Origin of the sequence: Megasphaera sp. UBA4233 (assembly GCF_002395615.1) — a bacterium.
GTDB classification, from domain to species: domain Bacteria; phylum Bacillota; class Negativicutes; order Veillonellales; family Megasphaeraceae; genus Megasphaera; species Megasphaera hexanoica.
Map to the genome: position 1 here is coordinate 1 of NZ_DGXL01000033.1, position 19621 is coordinate 19621.

Consider the following 19621-nt stretch of genomic DNA (forward strand, 5'->3'; position numbering starts at 1 on the left):
CTATAGACGGGGGTACGTTCACTAGACAAAATAAGGTTTCATCGAAATATACCGTCCCCATACTAAACAGACAAGGCTTATCGCATGAAACAGTTGCTATCATGCGGTAAGCCTCGTTTGCTTTTCCCGGTTACCGGCTGAAGAACAGGGTCATCAGTTTTTGCAGGGCTTCCTGGTCTGCTGCTCCCATGGTTTCCCGGGCAGAGTGCATGGCCAAAAGTGGCAGTCCGATGTCCATGGTGCGCATGGGCATGTTGGCCGACAGGAGAGATCCCAGGGTAGAGCCGCCGCGCATGTCCGAGCGGTTCAGGAAAAACTGACAGGGGATATCTTGGCTTTCGCAGAGGCTGCGGGCGATGGCAATCGCCTCGGCATCGCCCGCATAGGTCTGGCTGCAGGCTATTTTCAGGACCGGACCGCCGTTGAGGACGGGGAGGTTGGTGGGATCGGTTTTATCGGGATAGTTGGGGTGGTACGCGTGGGCGGCATCGAGGGAGAAGACGTATCCGCCGCTCATATCGGCCCATAATTCCGATTCCGTATATCCGAGTCCGGTGTATATCCGCTGCAGGATCTGAGGGCAGACGAGTGATGCGGCCCCCTGCTTGCTGCGGCTGCCGACTTCCTCATTGTCAAAGAGGGCGATGAGATTGATTCCATCCGTACTGGTGCCATGGATCAGGCCCATGAGGCAGGCATATACCGATGTCTGGTTATCCAGGCGGGAGGCGGAAATGAATTCATTATTCCGCCCCAAGAGACAAGGCGGTTCTGTCGGATACACCGTCAATTCGTACGACAGGATATCGGCTGCCTGCAGGGAAAATTCGTCTGCCAGAAATTGCAGGAAAACGGACCGGTCATCGCCGGAAGAATCCCGGTCAGTCAGGGTGAACAAGGGGAGCATGTCTTTCTGGGGATTCAGTTTTTCCCCTTCATTTACCGTGGGATTCATATGGATTGCCAGGTGAGGAATCGTAAGGAGAGGGCGGCGGGCATCGACATAGCGCACATCCGGATGATAGGCGTCGTCACTGCGGAGCACGATTTTACCGGCCAGAGACAGCGGGCGGTCCAGCCAGGTGTTTCGGATCATGCCGCCATATACTTCGACATTGAGTTTCCCGTACTGCTGTGTCTGAATCGCCGCATGGGGCTTGATGCGCAGACAGGGGAAATCCGTATGGGCCGTGGCGATGTGCAGGTGACTACGCGGCTTCCTGCCGATGCGGAATGCCAGGAGCGTCGAACCGAATACGCGGGTATAGTATGCCTTTCCCGGCGTCAGTGACCACGTATGAGATAAGGAAAGAGGCGTAAATCCTTTTTCTTCCAGCAGGGAAATACCTGCTTTAACCGAGTGGAAGGGGGATACGGCCTTTTCCAGAAAATCAAATAATCCTGCTTGTACACGATTCATAGAACAAACCTCCGTTTCTTAACTATCTCAGATACCCTCGCCGGGGTGGGTCCCCGGCAGCCAGTTTTGGATGGTGAGGCATTCCCGGATGATGTGGGTCATGGATGGCGTGAGAAATTTATCTTTATGGTAGACGATTTGGAAGATACGCTGAAATGAAAGGCCCGGCAGGGGAAGTTCACATAGAAGTCCCTCTTCGATTTCCCGTTGTACCAGGCGGCGCGAGAGAAAGGCTGTCCCCAGATTGGCTATGACGGCTTTTTTGATGGCTTCGGAATTATTGTAGACGCCGCAGACATGATAGGGAATGGCGTGATCGTCCATGATGCGGGCAAACAATTCCCGCGTGCCGCTGCCAGACTCTCTCAGAAATACAGGGATATGGTCCAGATCGTGGCACTGGCGGATTTCCTTCCGGCTCCAGGGATTTTGAGGAGCGGCAATGGCCGTCAGTTCGTCTGTCAGGAATGGAAGGGCCGTGAGGTAAGGAGATGTCAGGCGGCCTTCGATGAGAGCCAGGTCCAGTTTATCTTCCATAAGCCGTTGTTCCAGTTCTTTGGTGTTGTGGATTTCTGAGAGGATTTCCTGCCCGGGCAGCCGTACGTGTTCGTGCTGCAGTAATTCGACCAACAGGACTTCCCCTATGGTAATGCTGGCACCCAGACGTATGGGAATCTGATTTTGCAGGGATTTCATCCCCGTTTCTGCTTTTTCGATGAGGGATGTAATCTGGTAGGCATATTGCAAGAGGTGCTGGCCGGCAGCAGTCACGAAGATACGCCGGCCCAGACGATGGAACAGCAACAGCCCATAGTGATCTTCAAGTTCATGGATGGCCTGGGTAATGGATGACTGGCTGATGTGCAGCTGCCGGGCAGCGTGGGTCATATTCATGGTTTCGCAGACGGCGATAAATATTTGTAAGTGGCGGATAGTCATGAGATTACCTCTGTTAGTATAAGTATTTACTTATGGTATATATTATATATCGGTATTTTCCATATGAAAAGAGGCGCGGTATACTTATTCCATCGCAACGAGAAATAGAGGAGTGGACAAAAATGAGTAACATGAAATTTGTGGAATGGCATCGTGCCTCTGTCGGGGTCATCCTGACACTGGCTTGTTCCTTGGCAGGCTGGCAGCTGGCAAAGCTGCCGGGGTTTTCCCTGATTGGCCATCTTGTGCTGGCTCTGCTTTTGGGTATGGCGTTTCAGCTCTTCCGTACGCTGACCCTGACGGCCCGGGAAAGCACGGGATTCATTGCCAATAAATTTTTACGGGCCGGTATTATCCTGCTGGGATTCAAACTGAATCTGGTCATCCTGATGACGTCGGGGCTGCACAGTCTGGAAGCGGCTGTCGTCGTCGTTGCGGTGATGATCCTCATCAATTATGGCATGGCACGGTTATTCCGGGTCGATCATACGCTGGCACTTCTTACGGCCTGTGGATGCAGCATCTGCGGGGCTGCTGCCGTCATGGGTATATCGGGGACGGTAAAAGCCAAAGCCAGCCAGTCTGTCCTGGCCGTAGCTGTCGTGGCCGTACTGGGAACGGTATTTACCCTGATCGAAGTCGGACTGCAGCCGCTGCTGGGATTTACGGACAGCCAGTTCGGTGTCATGGCCGGCCTCAGCCTTCATGAAATCGCCCATGCCGTGGCTGCCGGCGGCAGTGCAGGGCCGGTAGGAACGGATAGTGCCATCATCGCCAAGCTTTCCCGTGTCCTGTTGCTGGCCCCGGTCGCCATTATCGTGGGGATTCTCGAAGCCTGGCGCAACCGGCGGAACGACGATAGCAAGCAGGACATGAAAATCCCCATTCCCTGGTTCATGGGAGGGTTCATACTGGCCAGTGCCATCGGTTCGTATGTGCCGGCTGTTGAAATACTGGTCCCGTATTTTGTACAGGCGGCCTATGTCATTCTGGGAATGGCTATGGCGGCATTAGGCCTGAATGTCAATTTCAGCGTCATTGCCAAAGAAGGGGTCCGTCCCATGGCGGGAGCCTTTTTGTGCTCCTTTATCATACTGGGGCTGGGCTGGTTCATTGCCTCCCATTATTTTATCTAAATATATGCTTCATAAATATAAAGAGACTGCCTATTGTGATGATCCATTGCGTCAGATTACTGAATCTGCCGCAGAATCATACAGGGGCAGTCTTTTTTGTATATCCGTCTGTATCAGCTGAAAAATTCGATGATCTTGTGAATAGCCAGGGCCATGTGATTCGGGTTCTGGAAGGGGTGGTTGGCGCCTTCCACGGGGATGAATTCGATTACGTTGTTTTCGGCGAACCGCTGGGATGCTTCTATAGGGACCATTTCGTCCTTTGTCCCGTGGATGACGATCATGTCGTCGGCATAGTCGAAATACTCCTGCTTCATAATATCGAAATCCCGGAGCGAATCGAGGAAGTGCTGGTCGATTTTCATCTTCCGCTCAAACCCGATCTGGATTTCCTTTCCTTTGTTGAGTTTAGTCTTATCTGCTTCGGGAATAAAATCGCACATAGTCTGATACATATTGACGGCCGGGCAGCGCAGGGCTATTTTTTTAAAAGGATTTCCCCGTTCAATCAGGTAGCGGAGCGTGACGTAGCCACCGAAACTGGTGGAGTAGATGTAAAGCGTTTCCGCCTGAAGTTCTTCACGGGCGTACTGTATGACCAGATCGAGATAGGTCATGCATTCTTCGATGGTCAGTTTTTTCCGGGCGTCCTCTCCATGGCAGGGCCAGTCAAAGGCGAGGGCCGCATAGTCACTGTATTTCGATGCCAGATGTTCGCCAAAATGCTGTGTACCGGCCGTGTCTTTACTGCTTCCGAATCCATGGGTGACCAGGACGATATGAGAAAAGGTGCGGGCCGTTTTCTCATGGTCACTGAAAATCAGCCGGCAGCGGATACTATAGCCGTCTTTATTAATGTCAAATCGTTTTTCCATGACGTAATGCCTCTTTTAAGTGTTAAAATTTGTATTTGTTACGAAATAAGTATAGCAGAAATTGCCTGTTTAGAAAATATGCATGGTTTATAATTAAATGCTATGGACTGACTGCTGTACCTGTATCGCCACAGTGCCCCGGGTGTGGTACAATAACCTATAGGAGAGCTATGCTTTCCGATACAGTTGACTGATAAGTGAGGCGCTATGGTATGAAAACGATTACGACAGATGTATTGCAGCAGTTCCGCTCGGCTTATGAGGCCGATACGACAGCTCCGGTCCTACATGCGGCCCTTGCCAAAACCGATATGGCAGGCCTGTCTTATGTGCCCGGCGCGGCGGCACGGCTCAAAGGTGCTTTTTCTGTAGAAGTCAGGACGAGAGGCATTACGGCCCAGCAGAAATCAGGCCGCTGCTGGCTCTTTGCCGCCCTTAATATACTCAGAGAAATCGTGGCAGATACGTGTCACCTGAGTGAATTTGAATTGTCCCAGAATTACCTGTCCTTTTATGACAAACTGGAAAAGGCCAATAATTTCCTCCAGATGGTCATCGACCATGCCGATGAACCGCTCAAGGGACAGTGCATGCAGTATATCCTGCGCGGTATGAGCGATGGCGGATACTGGTGTGAAGCAGCAGACCTGATAAAAAAATACGGTGTCGTTCCCAAACAGGTGCAGCCAGAAACGTATCAGTCAGAACACACGGATCATTTTGTAGCTACAATCAATAAGCTTCTGCGCAAAGACGCTATGGAATTGCGGGAACTGGTCCTTACGGGCAAAGACCCGTATGCGCGGAAGATGGAAATGATGCGGGAAGTCTACAAAGCCGGATGCATTGCCTTCGGGCAGCCCGTTGAAACCTTTGATTTCGCCTACCGCGATGCTGACGGCACCTTCCATGAAGAACGAAACCTGACACCGCAGTCCTTCTATGAAAGATATGTCGGACTGGACCTGGACCAGTACGTGCCGGTCATCAATGAACCGACGGCAGATAAGCCGATGAATACTCCCATCCGGTTTCACGGAACGGAAAATATGGCAGACCGCGACATGACGGCTCTCAATATTCCCCAGGAAGAACTGGAAGAGTTGTGCATCAGGCAGTTAAAGGCCGGACAGGCCGTATGGTTTGCCTGTGATGCCGGCGCGGCCGGTGCGCGCAAAGAAGGCGTCTGGGACCCGGACAGCGTGCGCTATGAAGCGCTCCTTGGCGGCTTTTCTACGGCCATGCCCAAAGGAAAGAGACTGGAATATAGAAGCAGCTCCGCTACGCACGCGATGATCCTGACGGGAGTCCATTTCGATGAATCGGGCCGTCCGGACCGCTGGAAGATAGAAAATTCCTGGGGCAAGGACGTGGGAGACAAAGGCTATTTCGTCTGCTCCGAAGCGTATTTCAATGAATTCGTCTACGAAGCCGTCATACGCCGGGAACACTTCAGCCCGGCCCAGCTGGATATGCTGAAGAAAGAAGCCGTTGTCATCAATGCCTGGGATGAAGATGTGTAAGGGGGAATCTGACATGATAGACAGAGATATTCTGGTAAACCGTTTCATGAAATACGTGTCCTTTGATACCCAGTCCGATGAAGATAACGACACGGTCTGCCCGAGTACGAAGGGACAGACCGTACTGGCCCAGTATCTGGCTGATGAATTGAAACGGCTGGGACTTCGTGATGTGTCTCTCGATGAAAACGGCTATGTCATGGCGACGCTGCCGGCCAATGGGGTAGAGAAGGCGCCTGTAGTAGGCTTTATTTCCCATCTCGATACGAGTCCTGATGCCCCGGGAAGCCCCGTCCAGCCTCACATTGTCACGGCCTATGATGGCGGGGATATCGTCCTCAATCGGGAAGAACACATCATCCTGTCCCCGAAGGATTTCCCCCGGCTTCTGGCGTATAAGGGACAGGATATCATGGTGACCGACGGAAAGACTCTGCTCGGAGCTGATGACAAGGCCGGGATGACGGCGATTGTCACTGCGGCAGAATACCTGCTCCATCATCGGGAAATTCCGCACGGAACCGTCCGCATCGGGTTTACACCGGATGAAGAAACGGGGCGCAGTGCCCATCTCTTTGATGTGGCAAAATTCGCCGCTGATTTCGCCTATACCGTAGATGGCGGTGAACTCGGCGGGCTGGAATATGAAAATTTCAATGCTGCCAATCCAGTCATTACCCTGTATGGCCGCAGCGTTCATACGGGAGATGCCAAAGGAAAGATGATCAATGCCATTTCTCTTGCCTCAAAATGGCAGCAGATGCTCCCGGCAGGAGAAAAACCGGAATATACGGAAGGCCGGGACGGCTTTTTCCATGTCTATAAAATAAGCGGCGGAGTCGAACAATGCACCCTCCACATGCTCGTCCGCGACCACGACCGGGATCGCTTTGAAGCGCGGAAACAGTATCTCCGCAACATGGCCCGTTTTTTCAACGAAACATACGGCGATCATACGGTCGTCATCAAGGAACACGACGTGTATTACAACATGCTCGATGTCATACGCGACGGTCATATGGATGTAGTGGATCTGGCAAAGGACGCCATGAAGGCCGTCGGCATAACACCGGTCGTAGCGCCTATCCGGGGCGGTACGGACGGGGCCCAGCTTTCCTTCCGGGGACTGCCCTGTCCCAACCTCTTCACGGGCGGAGCCAATTTCCACGGGCGGTTTGAATACCTGCCACTGGATTCATTGAAAAAGTCCTGTGAAACGGTTATAGAAATCATCAAATTAGCGGCTGGTAAAGAGAAATAAAGATATAGAACGGTTATAGCAAAGGGGCTGCCTGATAGTGAGGCAGCCCCTTCGTTAGAATGAGGTAAAACTTTTGATAACACTGGCAGATATTGTAAATATACTTACCAGAGATTATCTTCTTCATTGAATTTCCAGTCATAGGGATCCGATATGACTTCCATGGCGGGAATTTTCTGGATATCAGGGATGCAGGCAACGGAGCATTCCAGTTCATTCAGGGAAATCGTATTTTTGATGCGGACCACTTTTGCCTGTGACGGGTCGGGCAGGAAGGAATGGGCAATAGCCATTTCAATGGCATCTTTATCGCTGTTGGCATATAGCGGCATAGCGCCCATGTGGAATGACTTCGCTGTGATGATATTTGTATAGGTCATGGCAAAATCGATTTTATTGACGAAGCGATAGCTGATGATATCGGCTACGCCGGCTCCGGTTGCATTGCCGTGGGCCTTTTCCGTAATATCGAGCAGGACGATTTTTTCGATATCCGGTGCCAGTTTGTGGAAACCTGCAAACTGGCTTTCCCGTTCCGTACGGCCCGTTACGTTGGGGTCCATGCCGGCGCCGCTGATTTCCTTGCCGACTTCATCGATGACCAGCACGTCGATACGGGGCAGCAAAAGGTGGGGCATTTCTGCCCGTGCCAGCTGCTGCAGGCGGGCATCTTCTTCAAATAAACGGGGAGTCGGGATGACTTCCAGGTGGCCGATATGGTCGGAGGGACTCTGGGTCAGCCCGACCGAGAAGAATACCCGTACTTTCTTCAGGAAGGCTTCCGATACGCGTTCCAGGTTTTCGCCGAAGTGATCGTAGCCCAAGGAATGAAATGCGCTGGCGCCGCGGTGTTTTCCCACGCCGATGCAGATCATTTTCAAGAGACCCGATTCATGGGGCGCTTTGAAATGGGTGTGCGGTTTGATTTTGTTGAACAGAATGATCCCGTCGGCTTCGTAGGCGGCTTTGTCGCAATAGACCGGCATGCCATCGGGAAGCTGATCTACCTGTACTGTTTCCATGGTAGAGATGACCGGTACGCCCAGGTACTCTTCGCAGATGCCGAACTGGGCCAGATGCTGTTTCTGTCCTTCTGCTGTCGCACCGGCATGACTGCCCATGGCCGGGAAAATAAAGGGGCTGGCTCCCCATTCCTGCAGCTGGCGGCACAAAAGGCGGAGCAGTTCTTTGTAATACGGTACGCCACGGCTGCCGGCCGTAATGCCGATACGCTGGCCTTTTACAGCCGGAGCCAGTTCGCCTTCATGGGCGGAGAGCTGCTTCTGTAGTTCGCCTACGGGATCGGTCAGGTATTCATCGGGAAAGGTCTGGCGGACGCGGACCATATGAGGAATCGTGATGCCATCAGTGAGCGATTTTTTGTCGAGTTTTGGGAATTTCATACATAGTACCTCCTTTGCCGGTATTCTCAGTAAGTGGGAACAAAGATGAAACCGGACGATGAATTCTTTACCTATAGTATACCACTGGTTCATAAAACTATGATTAAAAGGTATAGAATAGACACCTGGCTTGACAGAAATGCGTAGCAGAAGGTACGCGAAAAAGCTGTCCTGCAGGTTTGGGCAATGATCTGCAGGACAGCCTGTAACAGATTTCCTATATTTCCATTAATATATTATGATTCATCGAGAAGGCGAAGTTTGGTGTCGAGGCGGTCCAGTGCCTCCTGCATATGGCGCATCCGTTCGCTCAGACGCTGCTTTTCCTGCAGGAGGATTTTCCGGCGGGCAGACCGGGTATCACCATCCTGGCGGTATAATTTCAGATAGGCAGCCAGACCTTCAATTGAGACATCGGCGGCACGCATGCATTTGATGAACGCAATACTGGCACAATTTTCATCGGTATATTCACGGATGCCGTTTTTATTGCGCGGCACCTGGCTGATAAGGCCGATTCGTTCATAATATCGCAATGTATCAGGGGTCAGATTATACTTTTCACTGACTTCTTTGATCTTCAATGGTATCACCTCTTAGTCCGTATTATAAATGATGGAGTACAGTCTAAGTCAACAGGTCTTTTGACGGTATTTTACGCTATCTTACGCTTGCTTTGAACTTGTGCCTTTTCATAAAAATGCTCCCTTCCCGGTAAACAAGCTTGTATTGTGTCACTTGTCTACCGGGAAGAGAGCATATCATGAGCAGACTGACCGCCTGATGGGGCAGCTTTTTGCGAAATTGTATTTCTTAAAATAAATGCTTGAGCCAGAGCAGGGCGACGGCAGCACCGGAGCAGAGGACGGCAATGGCGATGATGATAGGGAAGCCCAAGGGGTCTTCGGCCCAGGGAACGGGAACGTTCATACCCCAGAGGCTGAAGATGATCGTCGGCACGGCCAGGATGATCGTAATCGAGGCGAGAAATTTCATGACAATGTTGAGATTGTTGGATATGATCGATGCAAAAGTATCGGACATGTTCATGAGGATGTTGGAGTACATTTCGACCATTTCGATAGCCTGTTTGTTTTCGATGATGACATCTTCCAGGAGGTCTTCGTCTTCTTCATACATCTTGAGCAGATGATGCAGGGCCGTGTTACGGCGCAGGCGCATGAGTTTTTCCATGACGATGCCGTTGCCTCGCAGGGCCGATGTGAAGTAAGTCAGTGATTTCTGTAATTCCAGCAGCAGGAAGAATTCTTTATTCTGCATGGAATGGCGCAGGTCTTTTTCGATGTCATCGGTCCGGTGGTTGATCTGCTGCAAATACCGCAGGAAGAGCGTCGCCGTGCGGTACAGAATCTGGAAGAGAAAGCGCGTTTTTTTGAATGTATAAAACAGGGGATATTTGTTTTCCGTGAAGGTGCGCATGACTTCCGTTTCCTGAATGCACAGGGTAATGATGAAGTCCGGCGTGATGAAGATGCCCAGCGGCAGTGTATCATAGCTGTCTGTTTCCAGGATGATAGGAATGTTGATGACGATGAAGATATAATTATCTTCCAGTTCCACGTGAGACCGTTCTTCCGTATCCAGGGAAGTCTTGAGGACGTCCGTCGGAATTTCCGTTACCATGGAAACGAGCTGGAGATCTTCTGAATCGGGGTTGACTACATGTATCCAGGAGCCTTTCTCAGCAGAGGCGAGAGAAATATTGTCTTCCAGATGGCCATTATTGTGTTTATAGACTTGAATCATGATGGCAGCCCCTTTCCCTTTGTATGTGTTGTAAGTCCAAACTACAATATAATCATAATTTACTCATTCGTCAAGAGAAAAGGCCATATTAAATGTAAGGATCCGGTAAAATCGCAGCTGCCTGCCTCTGGCAAGGTAATGGTGGCGGGGAATAGGGGAATTTGCTATAATAAAATGGCTTTATTTTCTATGATATGGGGGAATGGATTATGTTGGCTGTCATACTCAATGGTTGTATGACTTCTTTGGGAGCGCTTATTGGATTTTTTCTGAAACGGGGGATTCCCCAGCATTATACGCAGGCCATTTTCGGCGTCATTTCTCTGTGTGTCGCCGTCATGGGGATACAGGCTGCCGTAGCGACGCAGAATCTCATCCTCGTACTGGCCAGTATGATCGTAGGTACGCTGGTTGGGACGGCGCTGCATATAGAGGACCATATGAAGCAGTTCGGGGAATTTCTGAGAAAACGGCTCCGTGCAGGCAATGAATCGAATTTCGTCAAGGGATTTGTCACCTTGTCTTCCATGCAGGTCATCGGTGCCATGGCAATCCTGGGTCCGGTCCAGGCAGCTCTCGGTAATAATGAACTGTTGTATTTTAAGAGCGTCCTCGATTTTACGTCGGCTTTTATCTTTGCGACCATATACGGCCTGGGAATCGTGCCGGTGGGACTCGTCGTCCTGGTGTACCAGGGATTGTTCTACGTGCTGGCAACACTCTTTCTGCCGCTCATGACGGCCGATGTCATCCGGGAGCTCAATGCCGTAGGCGGCATCATGATCCTCGGGATAGCCCTCAACATGTTCGGCACGACAAAGTTGAAAATTGCTGATTTCCTCCCGGCCTTGTTCATACCGATGATTTATTATCATTTCATCGGCTGAGAAAAAACTGTAACAAATGGCATGATAGAGTCATTTGTTGCGGTTTTTTTATTACTCATTCTTTTCCACTCCTATATTGGTGTTTTCACATATCTATGGTATGATAGAATATGTTTATTACAGCAGAAAGACTATGGGTATGACGACAGACTCCTATCCATAGGGATATCTGGATGGGAAAGTTGGCAGCCTATGCAATTACTAAAGATGGAGCTGCGGGGATTTAAATCGTTCGCAGATAAGACAACACTGACATTTGATAAAGGCATCACGGCTATTGTCGGGCCGAACGGCAGCGGCAAGAGCAATATTTCCGATGCTATCCGCTGGGTCATGGGCGAACAGAACGTCCGCCAGCTGCGCGGCCAGAAGTCGGAAGATATTATCTTTTCCGGTACGGAAAAGCGGCGTCCCCAGGGTGCGGCCGAAGTATCTTTGTATTTCGACAACAGCGACCATCAGCTCGACGTCGAATTTACGGAAGTCGTCGTGACACGACGCATATTTCGTTCCGGTGAAAGTGAATTTTTCATTAATAAGCGGCCGTGCCGTCTCAAGGATATTCATCTCCTCTTTGCCGATACGGGCATCGGCCAGGATTCGATGGCCGTCATCGGCCAGAACCGGGTAGACCGCATCCTGAACAGCAAGCCGGAAGAACGGCGGATCATCTTCGAAGAAGTGGCTGGTATCAGCCGCTATAAAAGCCGCAAACAGGACGGGTTGCGCAAGATAGAAGAAACGGAACATAACCTCGAACGCATCCACGATATGATGAGTGTATTGGAAGACCAGCTGGAACCGATGAAAGAACAGGCACAGCGGCTGCAGACGTTCCGGGAACTGGACGGCGAACGGCTGGCCTATGAAGGTACGCTGGCCCTGCAGGAATTGCGCAACGCCGAACGACTTCTTTCCAAAGCGGAAAATAACCGCATCACGGCTCAGCAGGAACGGGATACAGTCACGGCAAAACTGGAACAGGCGGCAGCCCTGCGGAAGCAGCTGGTGACGCGCATGGAAAAAGAAAATTCGGCCCTGCAGCGCCTCGATGAAGAGACCCTGGCCGTCCACAATGAACTGGACAGCATGAAGAGCCGGCACGAAGCCTTTTCCAGCCGCCAGCAGGAACTGGCCGAATCGTTCCGCCAGGCCGGGCAGGATGTCCAGGCAGCGGAAAAAAAGGAAGGGCAGATCAAGGAACAAAAGGCCGCCTATACAAGTCAGCTGGAAGGGAAAAAACAGGAACGGGATGCAGCCCGTCAGGGCCTTTCCCTGACAGAGGAACTGTTCCGCCAGGCCGGGGAAAAAGCTTGCAAAACTGCCGATGCCCTGGCACAGGTGCAGACAGAGAGTGCCCGGAGGCAGCAGGATGTATTCGTCCTGACACGGGATATGGAAGATTTGCGCCGCCGCCTGGAAGAGAACCGCAGTCAGGCCGGCGGACTGGAACAGGCGAAGACGGATCAGGAACAGGCTGCATCCCGCATGGCCGGTGCCGTGCAACAGGTCAGGGATGATCTGGAACAGGCCAGACAGCAGTTCCAGTCTTCGTCGGCTCTTTGTAAGACGTGGGAAGCAAAGCATCAGGAGGCCAATGAGCAGCTCCGGAAGGCAGAACAGGTGTACCGCAGCCTGCAGGGAAAGACGGCGGCCCTTTCCCAGCGCATCCGCGTGCTGGAAAGCATGGAACAGGAACATGAAGGACTGGGCCGTGCCGTAAAAGCCGTATTACTGGCACAGCTTCCGTGGCGGCCGCGTATCTGTGGCGTCGTCGGCGAATTGTGTACCATACCGGCAGCTTACGCGACGGCCCTGGACATCGCCCTGGGCGGAGCATCCCAACACGTGGTGACCGACGATGAACGGACGGCCCGGCAGGCTATTTCCTATTTGAAAGAACGCCATGCCGGCCGGACGACCTTCCTGCCGCTGGATACGGTGCGGCCCCGCAGCCGGACCCGTGACGAAGAAGCGGCTTCTGCCATGGCAGGCATCATCGGCTTTGCCGACGATCTGATACAGTATGACGACAAGTACAAGCCTGTTTTTTCATCTCTCCTCCATAAGACGCTCGTAGCAGAAACGGCCGATGCCGCCTCTGCCGCAGCCCGGGCATACCAGCACCGGCTGCGTATCGTCTGTCTTGATGGGACATTGTTCAATGCCGGGGGCTCACTGACTGGCGGCAGCGTAAAAAACCGGGAAGGATCCCTCATCAGCCGGCGGGCGGCCCTGCAGGATTTGAAGCAGGAAGCGGCGGCAGCGGAGAAAAAGCTGCAGGAACTGGTCCAAAGGGGAAATGACCTGCGCCGCGCGGCCGGCGAAGCAGACAAGGCCGCATCCCGGCAGCAGCAGACCTGCCGGCAGGCCGATATGGAGCAGCAGAAACTACAGCTTAGCCTGCAGAGCATGGAACGGGAAGAACAACAGGCCCGGGAACGGGCCCGTGAGGCCGGACAGACCTTGCAGAAGCTGTATGCGGCCCGGTCGGACATCCAGGCAGAGCTGGTACAGAAAGAGGAAACGTACGCAGCCTGGATGGACGAAAAGCCGGCCGATACGAAAGTACTGGAAGAAGAACAGCAGCGGGCACAGGACGAACTGGAACAGTGCCGTCATGCCCTGACCGACCGGCAGGTAGCGCTGGCTACCCTGGAAGAACAGATCCGTCATCTGGAAGAGCAGATCCGCCAGCACGAAGAATTGTCCCGGCAGGCCGCCGATGCCTCGAAAGAAGCGGCAGACCGGCTGGCATCCATCGGGCGGCGTCAGGACGAAACGCGGCAGCTGCTGCAGGACCTGACAACGCATATCCGGGAAAAAGAAAAAGAAACGAAGGCCAAGGATGAGAAAAAAAAGGCCTTTTATGTTTCACGGGAAGCCGATTTTGAGAAGAGCCGGGAGCTGGAACAGCAGATAAACGACTTTAGGGACGAACAGGAACAGTGGAATCAGCGCGTCCATGCGGCAGAAGTGCAACAGGAAAAGTACCGTGGCGAGATTGAACGGGGAGAAGAACACCTGGCCCGGCAGGGACTGAGCCGGGAAGAGGCGATGAAACGGCGCCGCGAAGGCGCTCTCCGCGAATTGAATGAACGCGTATCGCGTTTGCGTCAGCAGATTGCCGGCCTGGGACAAATCAATCCCAATGCCGATACGGAATATCAGAACGCCGTAGATAAACGGGACTTTTACCATCGCCAGTGCGAAGACCTGCTGGAATCGCGGAAACGGCTGCAGATCGTCGTGGCAGAAATCGACCAGGCCATGTCCAGTCAGTTCAGCCAGGCTTTTGCTGAAATTGCCCGTCATTTCCAGCGCATATTCAGCCAGCTTTTCGGCGGGGGCACGGCCCATATTTCCCTGACCGGCAGCCAGGATGTTCTGCAGTCCGGCGTGTCCATCCTCATTCAGCCGCCAGGAAAGAAGCAGCAGCCACTGACGCTCCTTTCCGGCGGTGAACGGGCGCTGACCGTCATTGCCCTGCTGCTGGCATTCCTGGCCTACCATCCGGCACCATTCGTACTGTTTGACGAAGTTGATGCAGCCCTCGATGAAGCCAATGTCATCCGCATGGCCAGGTATATGAAGAATTATAGTGGCACGACCCAGTTCATCGTCATCACCCACCGGCGCAAGACGATGGAGGCAGCCAATACGCTCCAGGGCGTGACCATGGAAGAAAAAGGCGTATCCCGCCTGCTTACCGTTAAAGTAGACGATATGATAGAGAAAGGAAGTTAATTATGGGATTTTTTTCAAGATTACGCAAGGGATTGGAAAAAACGAAAGGCTCGCTCATTAAGAACATCGAGACCGTCGTACGCGGGTATGCCAAAATTGATGACGAGATGTACGATGATCTGGAAGCGGTCATGCTCACCGGCGATATAGGAGTGGAAACGACGGAATATCTTCTCGACCAGATCCGCAGCGGCGTAAAGAGCCGGGAAATCCAGAATGGCGATGATGTCATTCCTTACCTGGAAAAGTGCATCGTAGCCCTTCTGGAAGAAAATAACGACCCCGTACCGGATTGCACCGGTACGACCGATGTCATCTTTATCGTCGGCGTCAATGGCGTCGGCAAGACAACGACGATTGGCAAGCTGGCCAAATACTATACCCAGCAGGGCAAATCGGTCATGCTGGCCGCAGGCGACACCTTCCGGGCAGCGGCGGCAGAACAGCTCACTATCTGGGCGGACCGCACGGGCGTCCCTATCGTGAAGCATCAGGAAGGAGCCGATGCGGCGGCAGTCGTCTTCGATGCGACGGCGTCGGCCAAGGCTCATCATACGGATATCCTCCTCGTCGATACGGCCGGCCGTCTGCAGACGAAATCCAACCTCATGGAAGAATTGCGGAAAATGGCCCGCGTGGCCTCCCGCAATATCGAAGGGGCACCGCAGGAAACGCTGCTGGTCCTCGATGCGACGACCGGGCAGAATGCGGTCAGCCAGGCCAAGTTGTTCGGCGATGTCGTACCGCTTACGGGCGTCGTCCTGACCAAACTGGATGGCACGGCCAAGGGCGGTGTCATTTTATCGGTCAAACGGGAACTGGGCGTACCTGTGCGCTGGGTCGGCGTCGGTGAAGGCGTCGATGACCTGCGCCCCTTTGATGCGGCCCAGTTTGCCGATGCCCTCTTTGACCGCAATGTAGAAAAGAGAGAACAAGAAGAGGATTAATTCTGGAAGGGTGGGATTTTCATGTATGCAGGAAATATCAGGCAATGGGAGACGGAAGTACAGGCACTGCCGGAATGGCTGCGGCCCTGGATTAAAGAACTGGCCTCCCTTCATACGTCATTGCTCAAACCGGGACGGCATGAACTTCCGGGAGCGAATTTCTTCAATATCGATGAAGTCATGACGGAAAACGCGTCGGCACGTAAGATAGAAGCGCACCGGTCTTACATCGATATCCAGATGGTACTGGCCGGGAGAGAATACATCGGCTGGCAGCCTCTGTGCCGCTCGGGCAAGGTCGTAGAAGCACGGCCCGATGATGACATCTGGTTCTACGACGGTTCTTATGAAGATGATACGCAGGTCCTCATGACAACGGGTACCTTTGCTATCTTTCTTCCCGGCGACGGCCACCGCCCGTTGTGTGCTCCTCACGGGCTGTGCGGTCCCGTCCGTAAAATCATTATGAAAATCCATATCTGAGAGGACATATCATGAATGTATTACAGGAAGCGGGAGAGGCGCTGCAGCGGTTGCGGCAGAAACGCCCTCTCGTCCATCATATAACTAATGTCGTCACCATCAATGATTGTGCCAATGCGACTCTTGCCATAGGGGCATCACCGACCATGACCTGGGCTCCCGCTGAAGTAGGAGAATTGGCCGGAGCTGCTTCGTCGCTGGTCCTCAATATGGGAACGCTTCAGCCCTGGACGATAGATGCGATGGAACGGGCCGGTAAAGCGGCAGCAGAGAAGAATGTCCCCATCGTGCTGGATCCCGTAGGTGCCGGTGGTACGACGTACCGGACGCAGGGCGCACTGCAGCTGGCAGCACGGCTGCCCCTTACCGTTATCCGGGGCAATATGAGCGAAATGATGTGCCTCGCTGCAGGAAGAAGCGGAATCAATCCCGGCGTGGACAGCCATGACAGAGAAGTCATGACCATAGAAAAAGTCCGCCATCTGGCGCGGCTGCTGAAAACGACAGTGGCCATTACTGGCCCGGTTGATGCCGTATCCGATGGCCGGCGCAGCGTCCTCCTGGGAAATGGGACGCCTCTCCTGACCTATGTGACAGGAACGGGCTGTATGACGACATCGCTCATCGCGTCCTTTGCGGCCGTGTCCGGCCCGTTTACGGCGGCTGTAAGCGGCATCCTCTCCATGGGAATTGCCGGGGAAACAGCAGCCCGCCTGTCCCAGGGGCCGGGTACGTTTCACCTGCATCTTATCGATGCGTTATACCAGTTGCAAACAGAAACATATCTTACCTGTGGAAAGGTCCTGAATTACGATGAATAATCAGAATGTATACTTGAAGAAACTCACCTTTACAGCTATTTTTATTGCTCTCGGCGTTCTCCTGGCCCCTCTTGTATCGTTCCCGTTTGGGGGCGCCCGTGTATTTCCCCTGCAGCATTTGATTAATGTCCTCCTGGCCGTTCTGCTGGGATGGCGCTATTCGGTTGCCGGTGCTTTCTGTATTTCTTCTATCCGCATCGCCCTGGGAGTCGGCACCATTCTGGCTTATCCGGGCAGCATGATCGGCGCCTGCCTTTCGGGGATTCTGTATAAGAAGACCGGGTCCATCTGGGGCGCCGTCGTCGGGGAAATTTTTGGTACGGGCATACTGGGCGGACTGGTTGCCTACCCTCTGGCCGCCTTCATCCTCGATTCCAAAGCCGTTGCCCTCTGGTTTTTTGTCGTCGCCTTCCTGCCTAACACATTCATCGGTGCCATCTGCGGGGCTGTCTTCCTCAAAATCATTCCGCTGAAACGGATGGTTGAAGACATGCTGAAACGATAACAGAATAGATAGTTCTAAAACGAAACAAATTCCTGCGGGACTGTAGATTTTCATTGACTAATGCAGTCCCGTATATTAAACTATAAATTGGTACTGAGTTTTCTATTTGAGTTTTTTGATGATTTTTGAGACTTGTGTTGGTTTGAAGTGGAGGATGGATAGGGTGAGTGCATGAATATAGATATGCGTGAACAGATTTTACAGGCGGCGGTAGACGAATTGCGCCTGCATGGTCCGAATTTCCACATGGATGATCTGGCCCGCCGTCTCCGCATCAGCAAGAGAACCTTATATGAACATTTCTCGTCCAAGCAGGAAATGATTATAGAAGCGTTATATTCACTGATGGATGAGGTATATACCCGCCATGTGAAATTGCTGCAGGATCCGGATCTTACGGCAGAAGAGAAACTGGTGGAGTATTTTAATGTCAATGCCAGCGGCAAGGTATTTTCTATGCGTAAAGCCAAGGAGATTTTTACGAAAATGCCGGAAATCTGCGCCACCATGCAGACCTATTCCGAACGGGACTGGAAAGTACTGGAACAGATTTTTGAACAGGCCCAGGAAAACGATGAGTTTTATGATTTCGATAAGGAACTTCTGATTCATATGCTTCATTGTTCCGCCGATGGAATCTTATATTACATCGAAAAGAAAAACGAAGACTATTCTTTTCCAGAATATATGGAAAAGTGCATCCGCATTATTTTATATGGAATAAAAAAAGACAGGGGGCTTACATTGCATGATAAAGAAGGGTGATTTATTTAAACTGGGCGTAACGGCTCTGACTGTTGCGGCCTTATTGACAGGTTGCGGAGCCCAGCAGGGGGCGCAGAAAGGTGCTGTCGCCGTCAATACGTACAAGGTGCAGGCGGAAGATACGCCTGTCAAAGCAGAATACAGCGGCACCGTGACGGCAACGGATAAAGTTCCCGTACGGCCGAAGATTTCCGGCCGGGTAGTGGAAAAATATGTCCAGGGCGGTCAGGAAGTAACGGCCGGCCAGGCTTTGTTCCGTCTGGACAGCCGTACCTATGATGCGGCTCTGGCTCAGGCCAAGGCCAATCAAGCCCAGGCCGCGGCCAATCTGGCCAATCAGGAACTGAACCTGCGCCGTTATCAGACACTGGCCAGCCAGGATGCCGTTGCCCAGCAGATCGTCACCGATCAGGAAGCGGCTACGGCCCAGCAGCAGGCTGTCGTAGAAGCCAATGCCGCCCAAGTCGATGCCGCCCAGGACAACGTCGATGATACCATCGTCTATGCGCCGTTCTCGGGCAAGCTGAATGTCGATGATGTACCTATCGGTACCTTTGCGACGGCCGGTTCTACCGCACTGGTCACGATTTCCTCCACTAATCCCGTGTTTGTCGAATTTTCCATCAGCGAATCGGAATACCTGCAGATGACGAAACAGACCGGAGCCGGCAGCTGGGGCGATCACCTGCTCCTGCGCCTCAGCGACGGATCTACCTATCCTTATGAAGGCCGCGTCGTCCAGGTCAACCATGGCATGGATGGCAATTCCGGCTCGATTATCGTAAAGGCAGTATTCGACAATCCAGATAATTTGCTCATTCCCGGATTGTATGCGACGGTAGTTTCCGATACCCAGGTACAGCGGAATGCTTTGGCTGTACCGCAGCGTGCCGTACAGCAGACATTGGGTAAATATTACATTTCCATCATCGACAGCGACGGAAAGGCTCAGACGAAAGAAGTTACGCCGGGGCAGAAAGTCGGAAAATTCTGGATTATCACCGACGGTCTGTCTGACGGGGATACAGTCATCGTCGACGGGTATCAGAAAGCCAAAGGAGCAACGCTGGATCAGCATCTGCTGACAAAGACGGATATTGAAAGCAGTTCTGATACGACGACGGATAGTACATCCAAATAGG

The 19621-nt window shown here is 52.5% G+C and carries 17 protein-coding genes; 11 read left to right on the plus strand and 6 right to left on the minus strand.

The features are described 5' to 3' along the window. Positions 1 to 130: 130 nt before the first annotated feature. The gene (locus B2U90_RS11130; protein ID WP_075582199.1) at positions 131 to 1420 is read right to left on the minus strand and encodes a M18 family aminopeptidase; all 1290 of its coding nucleotides are present in this window, start codon (positions 1418 to 1420) and stop codon (positions 131 to 133) included. Between the two features lie 27 nt (positions 1421 to 1447). Next, positions 1448 to 2359 carry a LysR family transcriptional regulator gene (locus tag B2U90_RS11135; protein WP_292017807.1) on the minus strand — a complete coding sequence of 304 codons (912 nt, stop codon included), beginning with the start codon at positions 2357 to 2359 and terminating at the stop codon, positions 1448 to 1450. Positions 2360 to 2481: 122 nt separating this feature from the next. Between B2U90_RS11135 and B2U90_RS11140 the strand changes: the two genes are divergently transcribed. After that, complete coding sequence (locus B2U90_RS11140; RefSeq protein WP_059077136.1) at positions 2482 to 3495, plus strand: YeiH family protein; 1014 nt, start codon at positions 2482 to 2484, stop codon at positions 3493 to 3495. A gap of 113 nt (positions 3496 to 3608) precedes the next feature. Here B2U90_RS11140 and B2U90_RS11145 read toward each other — a convergent pair whose 3' ends face one another. Continuing rightward, a complete protein-coding gene (locus B2U90_RS11145; protein ID WP_292017809.1) occupies positions 3609 to 4370 on the minus strand; it encodes an alpha/beta hydrolase in 762 nt (253 codons plus the stop codon). 212 nt (positions 4371 to 4582) lie between these two features. On the opposite strand from B2U90_RS11145, the gene B2U90_RS11150 reads away from it, so the two are divergent. Continuing rightward, positions 4583 to 5893 (plus strand): aminopeptidase C, encoded by a 1311-nt coding sequence (locus tag B2U90_RS11150; RefSeq protein WP_292017810.1) that lies wholly within the window; start codon positions 4583 to 4585, stop codon positions 5891 to 5893. A gap of 13 nt (positions 5894 to 5906) precedes the next feature. Next, positions 5907 to 7154, plus strand: a complete 1248-nt coding sequence (gene pepT, locus B2U90_RS11155) for a peptidase T (protein ID WP_292017811.1) — start codon at positions 5907 to 5909, stop codon at positions 7152 to 7154. Positions 7155 to 7258: 104 nt separating this feature from the next. Here the strand turns inward: pepT and B2U90_RS11160 are convergent, their stop codons facing one another. The 3 genes from B2U90_RS11160 to B2U90_RS11170 all read right to left on the minus strand — a co-directional run bounded on the left by B2U90_RS11160 (position 7259) and on the right by B2U90_RS11170 (position 10324). Continuing rightward, positions 7259 to 8557, minus strand: a complete 1299-nt coding sequence (locus B2U90_RS11160) for a lactate racemase domain-containing protein (protein WP_150824547.1) — start codon at positions 8555 to 8557, stop codon at positions 7259 to 7261. Positions 8558 to 8793: 236 nt separating this feature from the next. Beyond that, a complete protein-coding gene (locus B2U90_RS11165) occupies positions 8794 to 9141 on the minus strand; it encodes a MerR family transcriptional regulator (RefSeq protein WP_075582204.1) in 348 nt (115 codons plus the stop codon). A gap of 229 nt (positions 9142 to 9370) precedes the next feature. Beyond that, positions 9371 to 10324 (minus strand): magnesium transporter CorA family protein, encoded by a 954-nt coding sequence (locus tag B2U90_RS11170; protein ID WP_059077142.1) that lies wholly within the window; start codon positions 10322 to 10324, stop codon positions 9371 to 9373. Between the two features lie 209 nt (positions 10325 to 10533). Here B2U90_RS11170 and B2U90_RS11175 point away from each other — a divergent pair, with 209 nt between their 5' ends. From B2U90_RS11175 to B2U90_RS11210, 8 genes are all read left to right on the plus strand, one after another. After that, the gene (locus B2U90_RS11175) at positions 10534 to 11211 is read left to right on the plus strand and encodes a DUF554 domain-containing protein (protein ID WP_292017812.1); all 678 of its coding nucleotides are present in this window, start codon (positions 10534 to 10536) and stop codon (positions 11209 to 11211) included. 192 nt (positions 11212 to 11403) lie between these two features. Further along, complete coding sequence (gene smc / locus B2U90_RS11180; RefSeq protein ID WP_292017813.1) at positions 11404 to 14958, plus strand: chromosome segregation protein SMC; 3555 nt, start codon at positions 11404 to 11406, stop codon at positions 14956 to 14958. A gap of 2 nt (positions 14959 to 14960) precedes the next feature. Beyond that, positions 14961 to 15905 carry a signal recognition particle-docking protein FtsY gene (gene ftsY, locus B2U90_RS11185; RefSeq protein WP_059077145.1) on the plus strand — a complete coding sequence of 315 codons (945 nt, stop codon included), beginning with the start codon at positions 14961 to 14963 and terminating at the stop codon, positions 15903 to 15905. Positions 15906 to 15926: 21 nt separating this feature from the next. Beyond that, complete coding sequence (locus tag B2U90_RS11190) at positions 15927 to 16388, plus strand: YhcH/YjgK/YiaL family protein (RefSeq protein WP_059077146.1); 462 nt, start codon at positions 15927 to 15929, stop codon at positions 16386 to 16388. Between the two features lie 11 nt (positions 16389 to 16399). Continuing rightward, positions 16400 to 17209 (plus strand): hydroxyethylthiazole kinase, encoded by an 810-nt coding sequence (thiM, locus tag B2U90_RS11195; protein WP_059077147.1) that lies wholly within the window; start codon positions 16400 to 16402, stop codon positions 17207 to 17209. Continuing rightward, a complete protein-coding gene (gene thiW / locus B2U90_RS11200) occupies positions 17202 to 17714 on the plus strand; it encodes an energy coupling factor transporter S component ThiW (RefSeq protein ID WP_075582208.1) in 513 nt (170 codons plus the stop codon). Before thiM ends, thiW begins: the two co-directional genes overlap by 8 nt. Before the next feature lie 171 nt (positions 17715 to 17885). Next, the gene (locus B2U90_RS11205; protein WP_292017814.1) at positions 17886 to 18479 is read left to right on the plus strand and encodes a TetR/AcrR family transcriptional regulator; all 594 of its coding nucleotides are present in this window, start codon (positions 17886 to 17888) and stop codon (positions 18477 to 18479) included. After that, positions 18463 to 19620: an efflux RND transporter periplasmic adaptor subunit gene (locus B2U90_RS11210; RefSeq protein ID WP_113856068.1), complete on the plus strand. Its 1158-nt coding sequence runs from the start codon at positions 18463 to 18465 to the stop codon at positions 19618 to 19620. Before B2U90_RS11205 ends, B2U90_RS11210 begins: the two co-directional genes overlap by 17 nt. The last annotated feature ends 1 nt before the right edge of the window (position 19621 follow it).